The sequence below is a fragment of the Vibrio penaeicida genome (assembly GCF_030689305.1).
Classification (GTDB): Bacteria; Pseudomonadota; Gammaproteobacteria; order Enterobacterales; family Vibrionaceae; genus Vibrio; species Vibrio penaeicida_B.
Map to the genome: position 1 here is coordinate 1 of NZ_JAUYVM010000005.1, position 20,417 is coordinate 20,417.

Annotated in this window: 17 protein-coding genes and 1 pseudogene; 2 read left to right on the plus strand and 16 right to left on the minus strand. The window is 45.4% G+C overall.

Going from position 1 to position 20,417, the window contains the following annotated elements:
* The coding region (locus Q8W40_RS09695) for a methyl-accepting chemotaxis protein (protein ID WP_305396964.1) at nt 1–1,373 on the plus strand (1,373 nt) is incomplete at its 5' end.
* Nucleotides 1,374–1,484: 111 nt separating this feature from the next.
* Here the strand turns inward: Q8W40_RS09695 and nirD are convergent.
* The 14 genes and pseudogenes from nirD to Q8W40_RS09765 form a co-directional block, all read right to left on the minus strand.
* Entirely contained in the window at nt 1,485–1,850 is a 366-nt protein-coding gene (nirD, locus tag Q8W40_RS09700; RefSeq protein ID WP_317982783.1) for a nitrite reductase small subunit NirD, read from the minus strand.
* The gene (gene nirB / locus Q8W40_RS09705) at nt 1,847–4,345 is read right to left on the minus strand and encodes a nitrite reductase large subunit NirB (RefSeq protein ID WP_305396965.1); all 2,499 of its coding nucleotides are present in this window, start codon (nt 4,343–4,345) and stop codon (nt 1,847–1,849) included. The genes nirD and nirB overlap by 4 nt, the downstream gene beginning before the upstream one ends.
* Before the next feature lie 14 nt (nt 4,346–4,359).
* Nucleotides 4,360–5,305: pseudogene (locus tag Q8W40_RS09710) on the minus strand (ABC transporter ATP-binding protein).
* 9 nt (nt 5,306–5,314) lie between these two features.
* Complete coding sequence (locus tag Q8W40_RS09715; RefSeq protein ID WP_101111773.1) at nt 5,315–6,328, minus strand: ABC transporter permease; 1,014 nt, start codon at nt 6,326–6,328, stop codon at nt 5,315–5,317.
* A 1-nt stretch (nt 6,329) separates the two neighbouring features.
* The gene (locus Q8W40_RS09720) at nt 6,330–7,724 is read right to left on the minus strand and encodes a CmpA/NrtA family ABC transporter substrate-binding protein (protein WP_305396967.1); all 1,395 of its coding nucleotides are present in this window, start codon (nt 7,722–7,724) and stop codon (nt 6,330–6,332) included.
* Between the two features lie 493 nt (nt 7,725–8,217).
* A complete protein-coding gene (locus Q8W40_RS09725; protein ID WP_305396969.1) occupies nt 8,218–8,817 on the minus strand; it encodes an ANTAR domain-containing response regulator in 600 nt (199 codons plus the stop codon).
* Nucleotides 8,818–8,866: 49 nt separating this feature from the next.
* Nucleotides 8,867–9,844 (minus strand): glycosyl transferase family protein, encoded by a 978-nt coding sequence (locus Q8W40_RS09730; RefSeq protein ID WP_305396971.1) that lies wholly within the window; start codon nt 9,842–9,844, stop codon nt 8,867–8,869.
* 40 nt (nt 9,845–9,884) lie between these two features.
* Nucleotides 9,885–10,754: a uroporphyrinogen-III C-methyltransferase gene (gene cobA, locus Q8W40_RS09735; RefSeq protein WP_305396973.1), complete on the minus strand. Its 870-nt coding sequence runs from the start codon at nt 10,752–10,754 to the stop codon at nt 9,885–9,887.
* 13 nt (nt 10,755–10,767) lie between these two features.
* On the minus strand, nt 10,768–13,422 hold the full coding sequence (locus tag Q8W40_RS09740; RefSeq protein ID WP_305396975.1) for a nitrate reductase: 2,655 nt from the start codon (nt 13,420–13,422) through the stop codon (nt 10,768–10,770).
* A gap of 266 nt (nt 13,423–13,688) precedes the next feature.
* Nucleotides 13,689–14,435, minus strand: a complete 747-nt coding sequence (locus Q8W40_RS09745; protein WP_305396976.1) for a transglutaminase-like domain-containing protein — start codon at nt 14,433–14,435, stop codon at nt 13,689–13,691.
* 92 nt (nt 14,436–14,527) lie between these two features.
* The gene (locus tag Q8W40_RS09750) at nt 14,528–15,268 is read right to left on the minus strand and encodes an AraC family transcriptional regulator (RefSeq protein WP_305396977.1); all 741 of its coding nucleotides are present in this window, start codon (nt 15,266–15,268) and stop codon (nt 14,528–14,530) included.
* Nucleotides 15,258–15,899 carry a LysE family translocator gene (locus Q8W40_RS09755; protein ID WP_305396978.1) on the minus strand — a complete coding sequence of 214 codons (642 nt, stop codon included), beginning with the start codon at nt 15,897–15,899 and terminating at the stop codon, nt 15,258–15,260. The genes Q8W40_RS09750 and Q8W40_RS09755 overlap by 11 nt, the downstream gene beginning before the upstream one ends.
* A 321-nt stretch (nt 15,900–16,220) precedes the next feature.
* Nucleotides 16,221–16,847, minus strand: a complete 627-nt coding sequence (locus tag Q8W40_RS09760; protein ID WP_305396979.1) for a hypothetical protein — start codon at nt 16,845–16,847, stop codon at nt 16,221–16,223.
* A 103-nt stretch (nt 16,848–16,950) separates the two neighbouring features.
* The gene (locus Q8W40_RS09765) at nt 16,951–17,277 is read right to left on the minus strand and encodes a hypothetical protein (RefSeq protein ID WP_305396980.1); all 327 of its coding nucleotides are present in this window, start codon (nt 17,275–17,277) and stop codon (nt 16,951–16,953) included.
* Between the two features lie 337 nt (nt 17,278–17,614).
* Between Q8W40_RS09765 and Q8W40_RS09770 the strand changes: the two genes are divergently transcribed.
* Nucleotides 17,615–18,541: a glycosyltransferase family 2 protein gene (locus Q8W40_RS09770; RefSeq protein WP_305396981.1), complete on the plus strand. Its 927-nt coding sequence runs from the start codon at nt 17,615–17,617 to the stop codon at nt 18,539–18,541.
* A gap of 33 nt (nt 18,542–18,574) precedes the next feature.
* Here Q8W40_RS09770 and Q8W40_RS09775 read toward each other — a convergent pair whose 3' ends face one another.
* Together Q8W40_RS09775 and dcm are read right to left on the minus strand one after the other, a co-directional pair.
* Nucleotides 18,575–18,979, minus strand: coding sequence for a GFA family protein (locus Q8W40_RS09775; protein WP_305396982.1), 405 nt, complete (start codon nt 18,977–18,979; stop codon nt 18,575–18,577).
* A 107-nt stretch (nt 18,980–19,086) separates the two neighbouring features.
* Nucleotides 19,087–20,406, minus strand: a complete 1,320-nt coding sequence (gene dcm, locus Q8W40_RS09780) for a DNA (cytosine-5-)-methyltransferase (protein WP_305397214.1) — start codon at nt 20,404–20,406, stop codon at nt 19,087–19,089.
* Nucleotides 20,407–20,417 lie beyond the last annotated feature (11 nt).

Genomic DNA, 20,417 nt, shown 5'->3' on the forward strand with positions numbered 1-20,417 from the left:
CGGCGTTTGCTGATATGTGGTCGCACCTAAAGAAGGGTAATGCTTGGCGAGGGATTGTGAAAAATCGAACCAAGAATGGCGGTTTCTACTGGGTAGATGCATATGTAACCCCTATTTACGAACAAGGCAGAATCGCGGGTTACCAATCGGTCCGAGTGAAACCAAAATCAAAATGGGTTGATGTAGCTTCAAAAGCCTACCAAAAGCTCCTAGAAGCAGAAAAGAACGGGCGCAGCTTTGCTTTTGGTTTGCCTACAGCATTCAAATATTCCGCACTTGCTGCGGCATGTGCCGTCCCTATCATTGCGAATATGATGGAAAGTGGCGTGTCGTGGCAACTTATGATGAGCGCATTACCTGCTGCTGTGCTTGCGGTTTTCTTCCGCCAAGAACTCATTGATACCCCTGCGTTTTTGAAAAAGCTGCAATCAGAATACGACAGTGTGAGCCGATTGGTTTATTCAGGTAACCACATTGCGTCTTCCGCAGATTTCCATATCAAGTTGCTACAAGCACGTATTCGCACGGTGTTGGGAAGAATGACCGATTCCGCTGCGCCTCTTCACCAGTTATCCGATGACTTAAGCAATACTGCAATCCGAGCCATGGGTGCCATTCGACAACAAAACACCGACATTCACCACGTTGCCAGCGCGGTGAATGATATGGCTTCTTCGGCTAATCAAGTATTTGAGCATGCATCCCAAACTCAAGTGCTGATCAACGATACTCAATCGCAATGCGACCAAACCCGAGCCAAAATTGATGCGACTGAAAATCAATTGAATCAACTCGCTGCTAATGCAGAAAAAGCTGCGCAAACCACTTATCAATTGAGCGAACAAGCACAAAAAGTTGGCTCAGTGATGTCTGAGATCAGTGGCATTGCCGAACAAACGAACTTGTTGGCACTGAATGCTGCGATAGAAGCGGCGCGAGCAGGAGAGCAAGGCCGTGGATTTGCCGTTGTTGCCGACGAAGTTCGTGCGCTTTCATCACGCACCCAAAATGCAACCGAGACTATTCAGGCAAGCTTGGGGCAAATGTTGTCGACCATTTCGACATGGCAAAAAGAAATTGAACGCAGCAGAGACCAGACTGGCGACTGTGTTGTGATAGCTCAGGAGGGCGCGCAAAGCCTACAGCAAATTGAGCAAATGATGACTGAAATTCATGGTTTGATTGACCAAGTATCTAACTCGGCCAACCAACAAACTCAACTGTCTAGTCAAGTCAGCGATCGCGTACATTCTATTGCTCAAACATCTGAGAAAAATTTAGCAGAGACGGATCTGGTTGAGCAAAACAGCCAAGTATTGAAACAAGGTGTCGATAGGCTGTTCCAATTGGCGAAACAGTTCGAGCAGAAATAAAGGCGCTTTCGTTCTCTCTCTAACAGGGCACTTTCGCTGACTCACTAAAGAAAGAGGAGAGGCATTGAATAAATGCCTCTCCCCTTTTAATGTCATTGGCTAAGTTAGATCTTAGGGCTGTTTAGATTTGATCCATACTTCGTCATTTTTTATCTGAACTTGCCACGTTCTTAAACTCTGTTCTGGCATTTCCAAACACGCGCCGGTCTCTAAGCTAAAATGCTGTTTGTACATAGGAGAGGCGACGCACAACTCCTCCCCCTGATTTCCAACAATTCCTCGACTCATTACGTAAGCCCTTGCTATTGGGTCCCAATTCCCGACAGCAAACACGCGGGGCGAATTATCCGGTTTACTTGAACCCACAAACGCTTCGTCCGGCACCAAAAATAGCGCGACCTGATGATCGTCAAACACACTCCCAACGCCTTGATAGGGCGAAAGCTGGTTGATATCGCAAATCTTCTTCCACATCATTTCACCTCTGAATTTTGAATCGGAATTGTACTGGGTATACGTTGCCCTCGAACTCTCTGGTAAGGCAGCGGAACGCTATCACCTTCGTGATTTATGAATGGACGGAATCGGGCACGTTTTTTATCCGACATCACAGCGGTTTTCCATTCACATTGATACGAATCCACCACATGTTGCATCTGCGCTTCTAATTGAGCGTTGATTCCCAACGAATCCTCTATCACGACACTTTGCAGGTACTCCAACCCACCATCAAGATTGTCCATCCATACTGAGGTTCGTTGAAGCTTATCTGCCGTTTGAACGTAGAACATCAACACACGGTCAATCAAGATAATCAACTCGTCTTTCGACAAATCAGAAGCCAGCAAATCCGCATGGCGAGGACGCATTCCCCCGTTGCCGCAAACATACAAATTCCAACCATTTTCTGTGGCAATAACGCCGATATCTTTGCTCTGCGCTTCCGCACATTCCCGTGTACATCCGGACACCGCCATTTTTAGCTTGTGGGGCGAACGCAAACCTTTGTAGCGATTTTCAAGCTCAATAGCGAAGCCAACGGAATCATCGACGCCATATCGACACCATGTTGAACCAACGCACGATTTCACTGTTCGCAGCGACTTGCCATAAGCATGCCCTGTCTCAAAGCCCGCTTCGATGAGTTGTTCCCATATTTCAGGCAACTGCTCCATCTTGGCACCAAACAAGTCAACGCGTTGCCCACCAGTAATTTTGGTGTAGAGATCGTATTGCTTTGCAACTTGCCCTAAACGGATAAGCTTATCTGGTGTTATCTCTCCGCCGGGAACACGAGGTACAACGGAGTAGGAACCGTCTTTTTGCAGGTTAGCCATAAAGGCATCGTTTGAATCTTGCAGCGCTTGGTGTTGTGGCTCCAAAATGTGTTCATTCCACAGCGATGCAAAAATCGACGCCGCTGTCGGCTTACATAGATCGCACCCAACACCACTACCGTATCGGGTGAGCAAAGTTTCAAAATCGTGGATCGCCTCAACCTGACAGATATGGAACAACTCCTGTCTTGAATACGCAAAATGCTCGCAGATATGGTTGTTGACCTCCATGCCCATCGCAGCCAATTCTGCATCCAACACGGTTTTCACCATGTTGCTGCACCCGCCACAACCTGTGCCAGCTTTGGTTTCAGATTTCAAGGTATTGAGATCGTGTGCGCCAGCTTGAATGGCAACCACCAAATCGCTTTTAGTGACATTATGGCAAGAGCAGATAAGCGTGTTATCGCCGATTTCTCCCGATAGGGGTGAAGCATCCAACAGCAGCTCCGCTGGATATTCAGGTAGCGGTGATTGATTTAGGTAACACTGAAGCAAAGCATCATAATCAGTATTGTCCCCTACCAATATCGCGCCCAACAATTGCGACCCAGATGCATCAGTAATCAGCTTCTTGTAAATGCCGGTATTAGCATCTTGAAGAATGAGTTCCTGAGCGCCTTCTGTCGTCATCTGCGCATCGCCAATCGAGGCAACATCCACCCCAAGCAGTTTGAGCTTAGTGCTCATGTCCGCGCCAGTAAACGTGCTGTCTCCACCCGACAATTGCTCGGCCACCGTCCGTGCCATTTGGTAACCTGGAGCCACCAGCCCGAAGATTTTTTGTTGCCATAAAGCGCATTCCCCAATGGCGTACACGTTCGGATCGCTCGTAATGCAGTGGTCATCAATCACAATGCCACCTCGCTCGCCCACGGCAATCCCAGCCAGCCTTGCTAACTCGTCTTGAGGTCGAATCCCAGCAGAAAAGACGATGACATCAACTTCCAACGGGTCTTTATCTTTCAAATTCATGCGATGAAATGCGCTTTCTCCATCAATAATTTCTTCTGTCGCAGTGCCTGTATGCACCTGCAAGCCGAGCGACTCTATTTTGCTTTTCAGCATATTGCCTGCCCCACCATCAAGCTGAACAGGCATCAATCTCGGTGCAAACTCAATCACGTGGGTATCCAACCCAAGTAGCCTTAATGCGTTGGCCGCTTCTAGACCAAGTAACCCACCACCGATCACTGCGCCGGATTTCGCCCCTTTACAGGCTGCTTGAATCTCAGAAAGGTCGTCCAGCGTTCGATAGACAAAACAGTTTTTACGCTCATGCCCAGGAATGGGAGGGACAAACGGATAAGATCCCGTTGCAAGAACCAATTTGTCGTACTGAAGAATAACGTTGTCATCGATCACCACTTGCTGATTTTCAGTTTTAACAGACGTAACCTGACGACCAAGAAGTAGCTCTACCCCATATTTTTTATACCAGTCCTCACTTCCAAGCTTTAAGTCTTCGTGGGACTTACCAGAAAAGAGAGCAGACAACTGTACTCTGTCGTACGCGATGCAAGTCTCTTCCCCAATCACTGTAATTTGATAGTGTAAATGAGCGTGTTTTTCTACCAGTGAAGCCACCAATTGATGCCCCACCATTCCGTTCCCGACAATGACCAAACGTTCCATTTTGCTCACCTTCCTTATGCGCTTTTGGGAGCGTCTAACGGCTCTTCTTGTTTTGAGGTTGCCAATACGGGTTGCGGCTTGGCTTGTTTTTCGTACAGAAAACGTAAAACCGACTGGCGATATTTTTGATATTGGGCGTTATCTGCCAACTGGACGCGATTTCTCGGTCTGTCCAGATCTACATCGAGTACTTCACCAATCGTGGCCGCTGGTCCGTTGGTCATCATGACAATTCGATCCGACAGCAAAACAGCTTCGTCAACATCGTGCGTTATCATGATCACGGTGGTATTGAGCTCCGCATGAATCGTCATCAGTGCATCTTGCAAGTGGGCTCTGGTTAACGCATCTAATGCGCCAAAGGGTTCATCCATCAGTAGCACTTTTCAGTAGCACTTTTGGCTGCAAAGCAAGTGCTCGTGCAATCCCGACTCGCTGTTTCATGCCACCTGAAATTTCATCGGGCTTTTTGTCACTGGCGTGGGTCATTTGCACTAATTCAAGGTAATGCTGAATCTGATCCCGCACCCATGATTTGTTTTTCTTTATTCCTGTATGGCTTGTATCTAGATTCTTGGTGGCTAAGTTCTTGGAAACTAAGTTCTTAGAAGATAAGTTCTTGGAAGATAAGTTCTTGGAAGCTAATTGTTTTACCGCCAGTTCCACGTTTTGGTAAACCGACAACCAAGGCAGCAACGAGTGGTTTTGAAACACGACTGCGCGCTCTGGTCCCGGTCCATCTACTTCTCGTCCTTGCAATATCACGCCGCCATCGGTTGGTTCGTGCAACCCAGCAACAAGGTTAAGTACCGTTGACTTCCCACAACCAGAGTGGCCAATCAGTGAAATGAATTCGCCCTCTTGAATGCGTAAATCCACTTTTTTCAAAGCAACAAATTCGCCTTTGGGAGTGGGAAATCGCATACCTAACTGAGTCAGGTTTAAAAATGTATTTGGCATAATGCTCTCCTAACGCAGTATTTGCTGCTTGTCCCAAGACACTGACTTTTGCAGCGTCAGCATGCCTCTATCGAGCAACAGCCCGATGAACCCAATCGTGATCACAGCAACCATGATCCGCCCTAGTGAGGCTGAGCTGCCGTTCTGAAATTCATCCCACACGAACTTTCCTAGCCCTGGGTTTTGCGCCAACATTTCTGCGGCAATCAGCACCATCCAAGCAACGCCTAACGAAAGGCGCAAGCCGGTAAAAATCATGGGAATGGCTGAAGGAAGAACAATCGTCCAGATGTGTTTCCACCACGATAGGCGTAACACTCGGCTTACGTTCACCAGATCCTTATCGACGCTCGTTACACCTACAGCTGTGTTGATGAGCGTCGGCCACAAACTGCACAGCGCTACGGTAAGCAAAGAGTTCACAAAGGATTTTGCGACTAAAGGATCGGAGCTAACGTATGTGGCACTCACCACCATGGTGACAATGGGTAACCATGCCAACGGTGAAACTGGCTTAAGTAACTGGATAACTGGGTTGAATGCTTGGTACAAATTGTGATTTAACCCCAATACGATACCCGCAGGAATGGCGATAAATGAGGCGAGAAGAAAGCCACACGCGACGGTGATCAAGCTGGTCGCTATCTGGTCGAAAAAGGTTGGCTTACCGGTATAAGGGCGAATTTTCACTTTGGCATCTGGATCTTTCGCCAGTTTGGCTGCATTGCGTTTTTCTTGACGCTCAACAAACGCCACTTCTTTCTCTCTTTCTGCCCAGTGGTCGGAAACCAAATGACCAAACTGCTGCGCTGTTTGAACGGGCCCCGGCAATGTGCCGAGTGAGGTTTGTACTTGGCGAGCTGACAAATGCCAAAGCATCAAGAATAACAATATCCCAAGCAAAGGAAGCAACAATGCTCTGCTGTGATTGGCGACTTGCGTTTTATTTGGGAATAACGAAAACACGTTGTTTTCCGATATTTTATTCTTAGGCAAGGGTTTCTTAGATAACTGACTGTCCATATTAGATTTCCTCTGTGCCTTTCAGCCCGATACTGAACTTCTTCAAATAAGCATTTGGCTTTTTACCGTCGTACACGATGTTGTCGATAAAATGCGTTTGTGGCTGGCGGTAACCATCTTGTGAACTGAATTCTGGGAAATCTGATTTGCTCAACACTCCATCTTTGATGAGGGATTCTGCAGCCTGTTGGTAAATGTCGGGGCGATACACTTGTTTCGCGATATTGGCGTACCAATCATCTGGCTTTTCTTCTGGAATTTGCCCCCAGCGGCGCATTTGCGTGAGGTACCAAATAGCGTCGCTGTAATAGGGGTAGGTCGCGTTATAGCGAAAAAACACGTTGAAGTCTGGTACTGAACGTTTGTCGCCTTTTTCATACTCAAACGTGCCTGTCATACTGTTGGCGATCACATCCGCATCTGCGCCAACGTATTGGCTTTTAGCCAGTATCTTCACCGCTTCTTCACGGTTGGCGTTGTTGTTCTCATCTAACCAATGGGCCGCTCGAATTAATGCCTTAACTACGCGAATGTGTGTATTCGGATACTTTTCTGCCCAAGCTTTAGAGACACCAAACACTTTTTCAGGATTGTTTTTCCATATTTCGTAATCGGTGACTACAGGAACACCTATTCCCTTGATAACCGCTTGCTGATTCCACGGTTCGCCGACGCAGTATCCCATTATGGTTCCCGCTTCCATCGTGGCGGGCATTTGCGGTGGAGGGGTGACACTCAGCAGCACATCAGCGTCTAACTGACCACTGTTGTCTCCTGTTTTCGGAGCGTAATACCCTGGGTGAATCCCCCCAGCCGCTAGCCAGTAGCGTAATTCGTAATTATGGGTAGAAACCGGAAACACCATACCCATGTTGAATGGCTTCCCTTTGTCGAGGTAACTTTCTACAACAGGTTTTAACGCATCGGCTTTGATTGGGTGGACAGGTTTCCCATCCGTCTGTTTGTTTACGTGGGGCTTCATCTGCTGCCATATATCGTTAGAAACCGTAATGGCGTTGCCATTCAAATCCATACTAAACGCGGTGATCACCTCTGCTTTTGTACCTATGCCAATGGTGGCCCCCAGCGGCTGCCCCGACAGCATGTGCGCACCATCCAATTCACCATCAATCACTCTATCGAGTAACACTTTCCAGTTGGCTTGCGCTTCCAGCGTTACGTACAGGCCTTCGTCCTCAAAAAAACCTTTTTCGTACGCCACCGCAAGAGGCGCCATGTCGGTCAGCTTAATAAAGCCAAACTTCAAGTCCTCTAGCTCAGGCTCCCCTACCTGTGCAAAAGCAGAATGCGCACTTAATGAGATAGCACCGAATGAAAGTGTTAAACCCACGGTTTTTAGTAACCAAGACCTTATTCTGTTTTTCCGACAACCCATTCGAACGCTCCTGTTCAAAATTCCAATAATAAAAACTTAAAAAAAAGGCGCGGCTGCACCTAGAGTGCAGTCGCGCCATTGCTTAGCTATTGACCACCGCCGTTGATGGTCTATTGGAGCATTGCTCCGCTTATAGTTTTTATTAGTTCAAGTTGCGTGCCAAATGAAAAATTTGATTTAAATCATATGGTTAATCTATCATCACATTATTAACTTAGCTCTTTTGCCGCTTTGTAGTGCATCCCTGCACCAGATCGAGTGTTATTCCAGTCTACATAACCTGAACTAGGGATAAGGGGTTAGCTAATCTATTCAAATACAAGTAGCTTTCCAATAGACGAATTATAATGAGCTATTTTTGCTTAAGACAAGGCGAAGCCACGAACCAATAACGGGTTATTGGGAGGGGGTTCAACGAAGTAATAAGTAAAAAGAGCCATTAGAAAGCAATCTGTTATCCCGAGTTCAGGTTATATACTCTATCGGGTCTGAGTTAACCAATCGCATCAAACGTTAGCATTAGATTCTTAGCCACAAGGCCGATTGGCTGGCTGGATTTCATCGCGCTGGTTCGAAGTGCTTTATAGGCTTCTTCTTCATCTATGCGGTGCATTTTCATCAAAGTGCCCTTGGCTTTTTCGATCCACTTTCGATCATCGAGCTTTTGATGTAGCGAAGCGATTTCTTGTTCCACTTTATCCATATTTTCACGTAATCGCGCAGCGTGTTGGAGCCACATGGCTAAATCATGATCGGAACGATAAGGAAGGATGACATATTGGTTTGCGAAAGGCAGGTGAGCAATGTTATCGACCTGAAGTGTTTCTACAAGGATGACTAATACACACTTTTTGGCGGCAGCATATTCAATGAGGCACTTCAATTCAGCGGTTGGGGCAGCCCATGAAACCACCAACGCCTGACGATTGAAATTGAGTTCTGGTTCTATGCCCGAATCTGCTTCGTTCAGCATCACGTCTATATGTGCCAACTGGCAACGCACAACCTTCATTTGCTGCGTGGCCAGTTGTTCACAAATTCGCGTTTGATGTTCTAAGTTATCGCTGAGTACGAAAACCGTATGATCCTTCATAACATGTCCTTTTTATCGCATTCCGACTTCTGTTATGAAGTGGGATGGGTTAGGAGACTAAGGCTGTCTTAGCTAGATATTGGCCCCAATATTCGTTTGCCAATTTTTGTGCCTTTTCTTTGTCTCCATGAATCGCAAACAGCGCTGACACTAGCGTCGCGACAACGCTGTGCGACATCAATTCAAGTTCAGCAGGTGCCGTTCCAAGCACACAATTTTCCGCGACTTTGACGCTCTGAGAAGCGCTTTCTTCCCAATAGACGGGCTCGACTTTTCCGTGGTCGCACACCCAAACGGTTTGGCTCACTTTTGGGTTGAATTCGGTTTCACCCGATGTCCCTTTAAACGACAGTACACGCCTAGATTCAGCGCAAACTTTTTGTTCTACTTTGGCGTGCAGCTCCTGAAAACCTGGGTGAAAGCTGCCTCTTAGCCCATAAGGTAATTGACCCGGGTTAAGCGCTCGCACTACCGTATTGATTGGTGTTCTTACGCCATATCGCGCGTTCCAACTTAGTAACGTTACTATTTTGGGCTGAAAAGTTTCTAATGGCAGGTATGCGATGCCCTCGGATTGAATGACTTTTTCTGCGTGCTCCAAACTCTCTGCTTTAACAATGCCGATCGCGTCTAGAGACTGCTCGGCGTGATTTTTTGTTAAGTGTCTTTGCGCGTGACCGTGCAATAGAATCTTGTGACCGTTATCCGCCAAAATTTTAGCCGCGACCAAATGCCAAGCTCTGTCGGTCGTTTTGTTCTCGTGAACGCGCTTTCCGGCATACAAGGGCCAATCCAAATCCGCTTTGATAGGTTCAAAGCCTTCATGAAACGCACGGACAAAACCTGCTATTTCTTCCGGCGTTTCGTTGTTCACCCGCATCAATACTAATGCCATCGCCAGTTGGTCGTCGGCAACTTGCCCATCAAACCATCCTCTCAACAAATCGAACGATTCTTGTTCAGTGAGCGGTCTTCTTCCACGCTCGCCTTTCCCGAGAGCCTTAATACACTGAATAGCGATAGACATTTACTGCATCCTTTTACTGCACCTTTTGACGAAGTGGTCACTATACAGAAAACTCCACGCTCTGTGATATCAAAGCTGAAATACTTGCTCTTATATTCACCACTTCGCCCAAGATCATCAGTGCAGGGCTAATGCCCTTTAATTTCTTGGCAGCATCATTTAGTTGGTTCAGCGTTAGGGTATGAATGTTTTCTTCATCGCTGCATCCGTTGGTCACAATGGCGGCAGGCGTTTCTCCCTTTAATCCATTTTTAATCAGCCCTTGCTGGATCTCGTTTGCTTTTTCTAACCCCATGTAAAAAACCAGCGTTTGCCCGCTATTCACCAAACCACTCCAAGCAGGTAAAGCGCCCGTCACCACGTTCCCCGTAACTAGCGTGACGCTGCGCGAAACTTCTCGATGAGTCAGCGGAATCAGTGAACTGGCAGCACAGCCGATCGCAGCAGTAATGCCAGGTATCACTTCAAACGGGATCTGATATTTCGCTAATTCCAATGCTTCTTCACCACCCCGACCAAATATAAAAGGGTCGCCCCCCTTGAGCCTTACGACCTGTTTGCCTTCCTTGGCTAACCGGACGAGCAACGCGTTTATCGCTTCTTGCTTCATACTTGGATGACCGCAGCGTTTACCAACGTAAATGGTTTCCACATGTGGTCTGGCGAGCGTTAAAATGTCTTGGTTGATCAAGCGGTCATACACCAACACTTGGGCATCTTGAATGGCTTTAAATGCTTTGATGGTTAGCAATTCGGGGTCACTTGGACCGCACCCCACCAATTTAACTGTTCCCCCACCCTTTCCGTTTGTCTGATGCATTGTGGGTGCGCGCGCATCTAAGTTAACTTTCTTAAACAGCAGAGGTCTGAATGAAGTCGATCTACAATCCGTTTGCATTACTTTTGTCATTCCAGAATATCCCCTACTTCATAAAAATTACGTTTTGTTCCAAAGCGTTATTGAGCTCGGGAATGCATGACCCACAGTTGGTTCCGCACTTAAGTACGGCCTGTAATTGGTGTAATGATTGAATGTTGTGTTGCTCAATCGCTTGCTGAATTTGAATATCTGACACCCTAAAACAGCTGCAAACCAAGGTGCCTCGCTCACGACCAGACAACCCTTGAGATAAGTTTCGAATATCAAGTGGCTTTCCTAACATCTCTGCGATTTCATTGGCATTCACAGGCATCGGTTTGTGGCTGATCACCGTTATCGCGTCTGTCACAAAGCATTTTTCTAACGGATCAAACCGTCCTGCGATTACGCACCAGCCTTGTGGTATGTCTAAAATCAGACATCCAGAAAGCGCCTGCATTAATGATGGTTTGGAATAAGAAGTTGAAGTGCAATAACGCCAAACAACGCCCGTATCGAGCGTTTGCATTGACGAATAAATAGGATGATTCTGCACAATGGCATTCGGTTTGTTGTGATCACCATGGCGCTGAACATGAGTGATGTAACTGCCCACTTTTGCGGGCATCAGAGATACGGGTTGAGATTTGAATGCAGGCTGCCCAGAAAGAGGATCAACCACAGATTCGAGTACTCGATTTATTTGGCTTGCTGACTCGTCATGACCACTGTAGCAACCAGCCCAGTGCATACTCATAAACACTTGCTTGGCATTCAGCCCTTTATCCCATTTTGCTTTGGCGTAAACAATAGAACCTTCGGCAAGAGTTGGATGCTGAATTTTAACCAGTTCACCTTCACTAACGCCTAGCATTTCACCGCTCAGTGAGTTGAGATACAAGGTAGGTTCTGGATCGAGTTCTGAAAGATGCTCGATGTGCCCTGTTCGCGTCATCGTATGCCATTGGTCTCGGTGACGCCCCGTATTCAGCCACCATGTTGGATCGGTTTTATCCGATTCATTGGGCTTGGTCACCAAGAAGTTGGCTCTGCCAGAAGCCGTGCTAAACCGACCATTACGGTAAGGGGCGGAATCTTCATTTAAAGGCCATCGAGCTGGCGTCCAGTGTTGATACTCATCATCTGATATGTCTGCCAATTCTGATATATCCAGCAGAAGCGGCGATTCGTGATTTATGGATGTCATTCGTGCGTATTCTCGAAATACATCGGCTTCAGACTCAAAATCAAACCCGCTTTCTATGCCCATTTTTTCGCACAATGCCCGACCTACCGCACTGATGGTTTCCCAATCGGCTTTGGCTTCACCCGGCGGTGCCATAAAACGGCGCTGACGCGACATGCATCGCTCGGAGTTTGTCACCATGCCTTGCTTTTCGCCCCATCCAGCCGCGGGAAGCAATACATCAGCGTATTGAGCAGTATCGCTGTCTGGCGTAATGTCGGAGACAATCACCATGTCACACTGAGCGAGTGCACGGCGCACTTTGTCGGCATTCGGCATGGAAACCACTGGGTTTGTAGCCATGACCCAAATGACTTTCACCTCCCCTTTTTCCACCGCGTCGAACAAATCCACGGCTTTCAAACCCGGTTTGGTTGCGATGTTTGGCGCCCCCCAAAACTGAGCCACTTTTTCAATCGAATCATCATCAAAGCCTCGATGCACGGCCAACATATTCGCTAGACCACCCACTTCTCTCCCGCCCATAGCGTTGGGTTGCCCAGTTATTGAAAAAGGTCCGCTGCCCGCTTTACCTATTTTTCCGGTAAGTAAGTGGGCGTTTATAATGCTATTGGCCTTATCGACGCCTTCACTCGACTGATTGATTCCTTGGCAAAATACAGTAATTGCGGTGGGAGACAGTGCGAACCATTGGTAGAAAGTACGTAATGGTCCTACATCCAGCCCTAATGTTTGCGCGACGTTGCGAAGTTCATATTCAGGCGTGGTAACAAGTTGAGACAGCGATTCAAAACCACTGGTGTGATGCTCAATAAAGCGCTCGTCCATATGCCCGTTTTCAATACAAAAACGAATCAAGCCGTTATAAAGCACGATGTCGCCATCGTTTTCTAATGCCAAGTGTAAATCAGCTTGTTCCGCAGTGACGGTTTTACGAGGGTCTAGAACCACTAAACGTAAATGCGGGTTTTGTTCTCGTGCTTGCTGGATCTGACGAAAAATCACAGGATGAGTCCATGCGGTATTCGCTCCAGTTATGACAATCAGATCAGTTTTAAGTAGGTCGTCGTAGTTAACGGGTACGACATCTTCGCCAAACGCACGAATATGTGCGGCCACCGCCGACGACATACACAACCGTGAGTTGGTATCAATATTGGCGCTCCCGACATACCCCTTCATCAATTTATTGGCGACATAGTAATCTTCGGTGAGTATTTGCCCTGAAACATACATGGCTACGGAGTTTGGTCCGTACTTTTCTATTGTGTCTTTCAGGTTATCTGAAATGGTATCTATCGCCCGCTGCCAAGTTACCGTTTCGCCCTTAATTCGGGGATAAAGTAGCCGCGATGGCATATTCAAACTTTCTTTCAGAGCCGCGCCTTTTACGCATAACGCGCCTTTGTTGGCTGGGTGCTTTTCATCACCTTTGATTTGACCTTCAGCAACGCTTACACTGCACCCAACCCCACAGTAAGGGCAGGTAGATTGTATTTCACATTTCGACATGCAGACTTCCCTTGGCAGATTATGCTCCGTAACCTTGTTAACCTCGCCTATCGAGGTTGCTTGGATACAAAAAAAGGCACCCAACCAGCGAAAGCTGGAAAGGCACCATTGCCTTTGACGTTGTTTTGAATTTTGAACCCAAGACACTCATATCACATCGCTTCCGTACGCTTATATGAGGTAAAAAGACAAGAGCAAAGAATGAGCCAAAAGATAATCTACATATAATTCAATACATTAATAAAACCACCTTACACCGAGTTGCACTACTTCTGAGCAATTCCACCCAATATAGTGCGGATGCCTTCAGCCCGAATGCGATTCACATTCCGATTCATTAGATGACGCAAAACATAGCGAAACAGGATGCGTTTTACTCCTTTCAGGTTACTCCCTTTTTTGGCATAAAAGGCATCAGGGTGAGTGTAAACGCCAAAGTCATCGATAATGCCTTCTCGCTGAATATAGGTGTTCCCACCATTCCAATCATTTTCCGGATTTTGTAAGCATGAAGTCGCAATTCCATAACCACGAAAGGCATCACATTGGTCTGAGAATCGTTGCTGCACCCGAGAAAGGTAATCACTGTCGATGATATAGCCTTCAACCTCCCGCCATTGATCCCCATACCAAATTTCAACCCAGCTATGGATGATTCTTTTTGGCGCCGCCACAAACAGGTAAGCCGGAATCGCCCCTTTTTGAAGTTGGTTGTCGATAGTAAACCCATGAAAACGAGCGTGAACCCCCACCGCGCGGAGCAGTGCTATCAACAAAGTGCCTTTAGTATTGCATTGCCCATACCCATCTTTCAGAATTTGGCTTGCTGGGATCGTATCGTCGAAGTTATAGCCGAAGAGAATGTCGTCACGGACAAAGTTGTATATGGCTTTTATCGCGCGAAAAGGAGGTAGCGCACGCCAACCCTTTCGCTCAATTAGGGATTGGATGGAAGGGTGCTCAAAATCCACCATAGGGCTAGATACAAGATATTGGTTGAAATCGTTATTCATATTACCTCCTGCGATTTAGAGGTCTCAGATTACGAGATCAGCCAGAAAAGAAATTGAATAAACTGGCTATATAAACTGGTTATATAAACTACCTAATGCTGCTCAAAGAGCTTTATGGCTTCGCGAATAGTCAGCCCAAAGTGTTGTTTAAACGTTCGGCTCAGATGAGCGCTGTCGGCAAATCCTGACATATAGGCAGACTCGGTCGCACTCTTCCCTGAATTCAACATACCAATGGCACAAAGCAGACGACGCCAAAGCAAGTAAGGTCGCCATGCGATCCCCATATTTTCTTTAAACACATGTAGGAACCGGCTCTCGGATAAAGCGACCTCTTCGGCAACATCACTCGCTCGCCAATGATCTGGCTTTACGCACACTTGCCCAAAACACTGGTTCAGCCGTTCCAATAAATCCTGTATTCGGCTGTCGAGCTGAACATACTCCGTTTCCATTGGAATTCGATACCTACTGAGATGAGGCGATTGTTTTTCGATCCACTCTGACACAAAATCAAACTGTTGATTTATATCGACATCACACGACAACGCCTTCACAGATACGCAAGTGTCTCCATTGAGTCGTTCCAGAAAGATCTCCCCCAATGTCGACTCAGGTTCAACCAGCCAAACCCACCCAGACTCCATATCGAGTTGGTGCATAACACTAGGGGCTAATAGTGAAGCGCCACTGAACGTAGCGCCTTCGATAGCCAGCTCCGCACTTCCATTGGGGATAGTAAGCTGAATCGCATGGTGGCGGTGGCTACCCGCTTCTAACATTAGGCTATAGCAGGCAAATAAGCCCGGTTGAAGCCGAAAATTAGCTGGCATTCGACGTAATCATTAACTTGATGCCGAAGTAACCAAACAGCGAACCTGCTGCGCGTTTTGTCCAGCGGATAATGGTTTCGCTTTGCTGTACTTTTTTGCTGACTTTTGCAGAGCTCCAAGAAAGGAACAGCAACCAGAACATGCCGTTAACGTTAAATACAACGCCAAGTATCAAAAAGGCTAACGCTTTGCTGTCGCTTTCAGCAGAAATAAATTGAGGAACAAAAGCGAGGAAAAACAGCGCCACCTTAGGGTTAAGAACGTTGGTAAGAAAGCCTTGTAGAAAAATATTCTTTAAAGGGGCTTTATTCAGTTTTGCTGGTGCGTCTGAGTTGGAATTAGAAGGCTTAGAAAACAGCAACATTGCCGCCATACAAAGAAGATATAAACCACCTATAATTTTGACGACCGTAAATGCCATAGCCGAGGTGGCTAAAACAGCGGATAGACCAAATGCCGCTGCAAAAATGTGAAACAAAGTACCCGCACCAATACCTGCCCCAGCCACAACTCCCGCCTTCATCCCTTGTGTGGCACTTCTCCCCATCACATACAAAGAGTCGGGGCCAGGAATCAGATTAAGCGCTATTCCTGAAACAACAAACAGCCAAAAGTTTTCAATACCGAACATTCAAATTCCTTTTTTCGAGGTGGGTAAGAAAGGATTGTACGCTTCTAAAAGTAAATTGAATATTATCAAAAAGTATATTCGTAATAATAATTTATTATTCATACACATAAGCGTGCTCAGCTATATTGTTCTAGCGATGAAATGGATGACCCCGATTCTCATGTCCACAATCATTGTTGTCGGTTACTTTTTGATAGTGAGAGCTTTTGTAACTCGCTGGTTGCGTATAAGAAAGTGAGAGATTCTAGAAATTTCACCGATCTCTTATACGCAAATTCGCCTTATGGGTTCGCACTTTGCGGTGGTTTGTAGTTAGACAACTTAAGAGTTTATGGATTTGCTCTCAAATCCCTCAAGAGCCTTATTAACGTGTTTCACAGATACCCACGCAACACCGTCGTTGAACATATAAGCCCCCATAAACACACAGGCAATACCTGTTAACAAAAATCCAAGATTGAAGTTTGTGGAAATTGAATACAGAAAAAGCAAAAAAGCAGCAAATCCAAAGATTGTAATTAGTGCTCCTAAAACCAAGTTGTATAAGCACATGACATTGTCCAAGGAAGATAACTTAACTCTGTAAGAAACATCGTTAATGTCACTGATATCTGGTAAAAGCTTTATCAGCTTAATTACATGACGGAATGACACTCTGTCACTTACTCTTCCATTTAAAATTAGTGCGGCTTTCAACATCGGGAGACCAAGCTTAACACCATGAATATTTCTAAAGTACTCAGTATCGAGCTCTTCTTTTAAATGCGCCCTAAGATCTTGGGATACATCTGGGTCAGCTATAGCATTAGATATAGACACACCACGCTGCTTTTTACTCGATTGATAAAAGCTCACAATCTTAGGTAAATTGATTAACGTAGATATAGCAAGAAGAACAGATAAAACGACATATTCCCCTTGCTGCAACAATTCTGCATACAAGTCCATTATTCCCTCTACAATATTGATTCTATTTGATTCACGAGTACAGCAGGATAAAGTTGGTTCTTTGTCATAGCTACCTCAGCAACACACCCACAACACAAAACGTTTATCGAGTAAGGCGAACCCAAGCGACGACAGAACGATTTCCTTCGCACACTTCTCTATCATGAAATGCTAAGTTTCCGTTTGTAGTAAACGCCGTTAATACCAGTGAAAACTTTCTATTTGCAACGGCTTCATTTGGACTTTTTACTCGATAAAGGTTTGATCCACAGCCATTTCTTACCGAAGAATTAAACTCAAAAACCGTCGCATCGCTATCAAGCTGATATACGTAATTCACGTTACTTTTATGAATATCTTTAGCTGCAAAGCTAAAACCAGAAACAGAAAGCAGTAAAGCGGACGTAATCAGAATTTTAAAAGATTTCATTTCAATCTCCATGTTTAAACAAGAAATAAGCAACTCACACCATATCAAATAAAGGTTTTATTTTTCAAAAAGTTAAGATCATAATTTGTGATAAGAGTCTAATATATAACTCATTTTTACAATCCGAGCTGATTAAAATGCATTGAAAGAAACACCCTCTTTCTTTAAAAATCACCTAACCTATCAATCTGCAATTCAAAATGCAGAACAGAGTAATCCTTCCCCAAACACACATAATCTAAATAGTAAATAACCCTTAAAATCAGTTCGTTAATGAATGGCACAAATAGTGCTTTATTGGGCTATCAGTGTTTAGAATATTCAAAAGGAAAGCTTGATGGCTAAAGTATCGGTGATTATTCCCACTTATAACTGCATTGCTTATCTACCCAAAGCAATTAACAGCGTTTTGGAGCAAACTTTTGGCGACTATGAAGTGATCGTCATTAATGACAACAGCACTGATGAAACCAGCACCTATTTAAATCAAATCACTGATACAAGGTTAAAAGTTCTGACAACGAAAGGCGTTGGAGCATCTGAGGCTCGAAATATAGGAATACGAGAAGCGAATGGGGAATTTGTTGCTTTCTTAGATGCCGATGATTTTTGGCACCCAGAAAAGCTAGAGAAACAGCTGAATCTTCACGCCAATCACCCAAACCTAGCCATGAGCTTTACAAACTACGATCACCTAGATGAACAATACCAACTTATTATCGACTGCTTTGGGTATTGGAATCAGTTTCAGGTGTCCGAGCAGGACCTTTGCCTGAGCAAACCGCTAGAGTGCGTTATCGAAAACAACATCGTAGGCACATCTACCGTTATGGTAAAGCGTGTGGTTCTGGAACAGTTAGGCATGTTTGATGCGCAAACCACTTATGCTGAAGATTGGGAGCTTTGGCTAAGAATATGTGACCAGCATGACGTGGGTGTTGTAAATTCCGTTTTAACGGGATACCTAATGCGCAATGGCTCAACGACCCAAACAGATAGCCGTCGATTAGATAACCTGAAAAGTGTCGAATCCATTATTAAGAAATATCAAAGCGCCCGTGATTTAGAACGCGTAGGCTATGCCTCTTTTAACAAAGCCAACGCAAGAGTTCTTGAAGGGTACGCGGATTACTATCGGGGGCTAAAGCAATTTTCCACAGCCATCTTATTCGATCTACGAGCGCTGAAATTGGACCCTCAAATCAGAAGATTTCGAAGCTTGTTGGGGGATTGCAAGAAACTCACGCGCTTGATTATTCAGTAACACCTGAATTCAGTTTACATTGTAAATTCTTGGCTATGCGTCTCTCGGCGGTGCTTCCTCATACTGCGGTACGCCATCGGCAATCAATTCCCACGTCGCTTTGGAACCCACATAAATATGTCGACTGAGCGAAATTTCTGGGTCGCCATTGATGCAGCCCAACGTAACGCCATGTACTTCGCCGTTGAATACACCAGTCAGCGTCGAGCCGCATTTTGAACAAAACTGCAGCCCGAATCCGTGTTCGCCAACATAAGATGTCAATTTTTCTTCACCAGACAACCATTCAAATTCGCCTTCTTTCACCAGTGCATACGCTGAAGCCTGAGCACTAAATGCTTTTCGGCATCGAGAACAATGACAAGATCGAGCGTCGTGAAGCGTTCCATTGATCTTGTACTTTATATCACCGCAAAAGCACTCACCTGTAATCGACATGACGTATCCTTATGTCTATGGTTTGATGTTCCCTAACAAAAGAGCACTAGCGTAATTGAAGTGCGGATGCACATGATAGGTTTCGTGTGAAGCTGATTCCTACTAAGTTATCCAGCTTCTCTCTGCTCACTTTCCAATTGATCAACTAATTTTAGAGTTGTAGTTATCTGTTTTGCGACAGCATGGATAACATTCATACAAACTGAGTTCCCAAATTGTTGGTAAACTTGGTTTTGCGAAACAGCATCGACTTTAAAGCTCTCAGGGAAACCTTGCAACCTAGCGCATTCACGAGGGGTAAGCTTGCGAGGATTCTTACGTAGTTGACTCTGATCTATTAAGATTTCAGAACCATCTTTATAGTATCGAGCGCTAATAGTATTCGTGTACGTACTATCGGCATTGAAAAGTGAATAACCAAAGCCATTCCCCTTGGTTTTGTGCCCTTCCTTTCGTTTTTGGTGTCCTTCCCACAATCTATCTGAAATAGTAAAACGGTCTTTACCATACTCATCATAGTCTGCGGTTAGTTCAGCTGTTGTGAGCAGAATATCCCCAACGCGTGTCGGTATCTTTGGTGGTTCAGGCCAAATGAAAGCTTTGTCAAAATCAATATTTGGGTATTCATCTTTATTAAAACCTATGATGAAAACTCGCTCTCTATTTTGTGGTGCGCCAAAATCACCAGCTCGTAACACGCGAACATCAACCCAATAATTCAACTTATCTTGCAATGCATGACGGGCTTCTTCACTCATAGGCACATCTTCAGGGATCTGCTGTTCATGTTTACCTTGTAAGATATCCATAATAGTTTTTAGAGTACGCCCTTTATCATGCCCTCTGAGCTGCTTAACATTCTCAAGTAAAAAGGCTTTAGGTCGCTTTGCCGCTAGAATTCGTTGAACCTCAAAAAACATTGTTCCTCTGGTGTCACTGAACCCTTGTTTTAACCCTGCCTGAGAGAAAGCTTGGCATGGAAAGCCACCTAAAAGAATTTCGTGATCTGGGATCAAATCTGCAGAAATTTTAGTAATGTCACCGTTTGGCATATCGCCATAGTTTGCCAAGTAAGTTCTTTGGGCAAACTTATCCCACTCAGAGGTGAATACACAATGACCACCTAATTGTTGAAACGGATAGCGGATGCCGCCAATACCAGCAAAAAGATCAATAAAACGAAAGTCGGCATCTTCTACTTTGCCCTGCTTTAAAGGGGCATTATCGTAGAACTTCTTCATTTCATCTTCTAAATCGACAATCTTTCCCCACTTTAATGGTGAAGGCTTGTGCTCTCCAGCTTCCCAACCTCTGATTGTTCGCTCACCGTCTTTTCCTAATCCTATCAAATTTGCTAGCTCGCGCTGCCCTAATCCGAGCCTATTCCTTAACTCTTTGATATAGTGGGAAGTATTCAATGTGTGCACCATATTTCTCT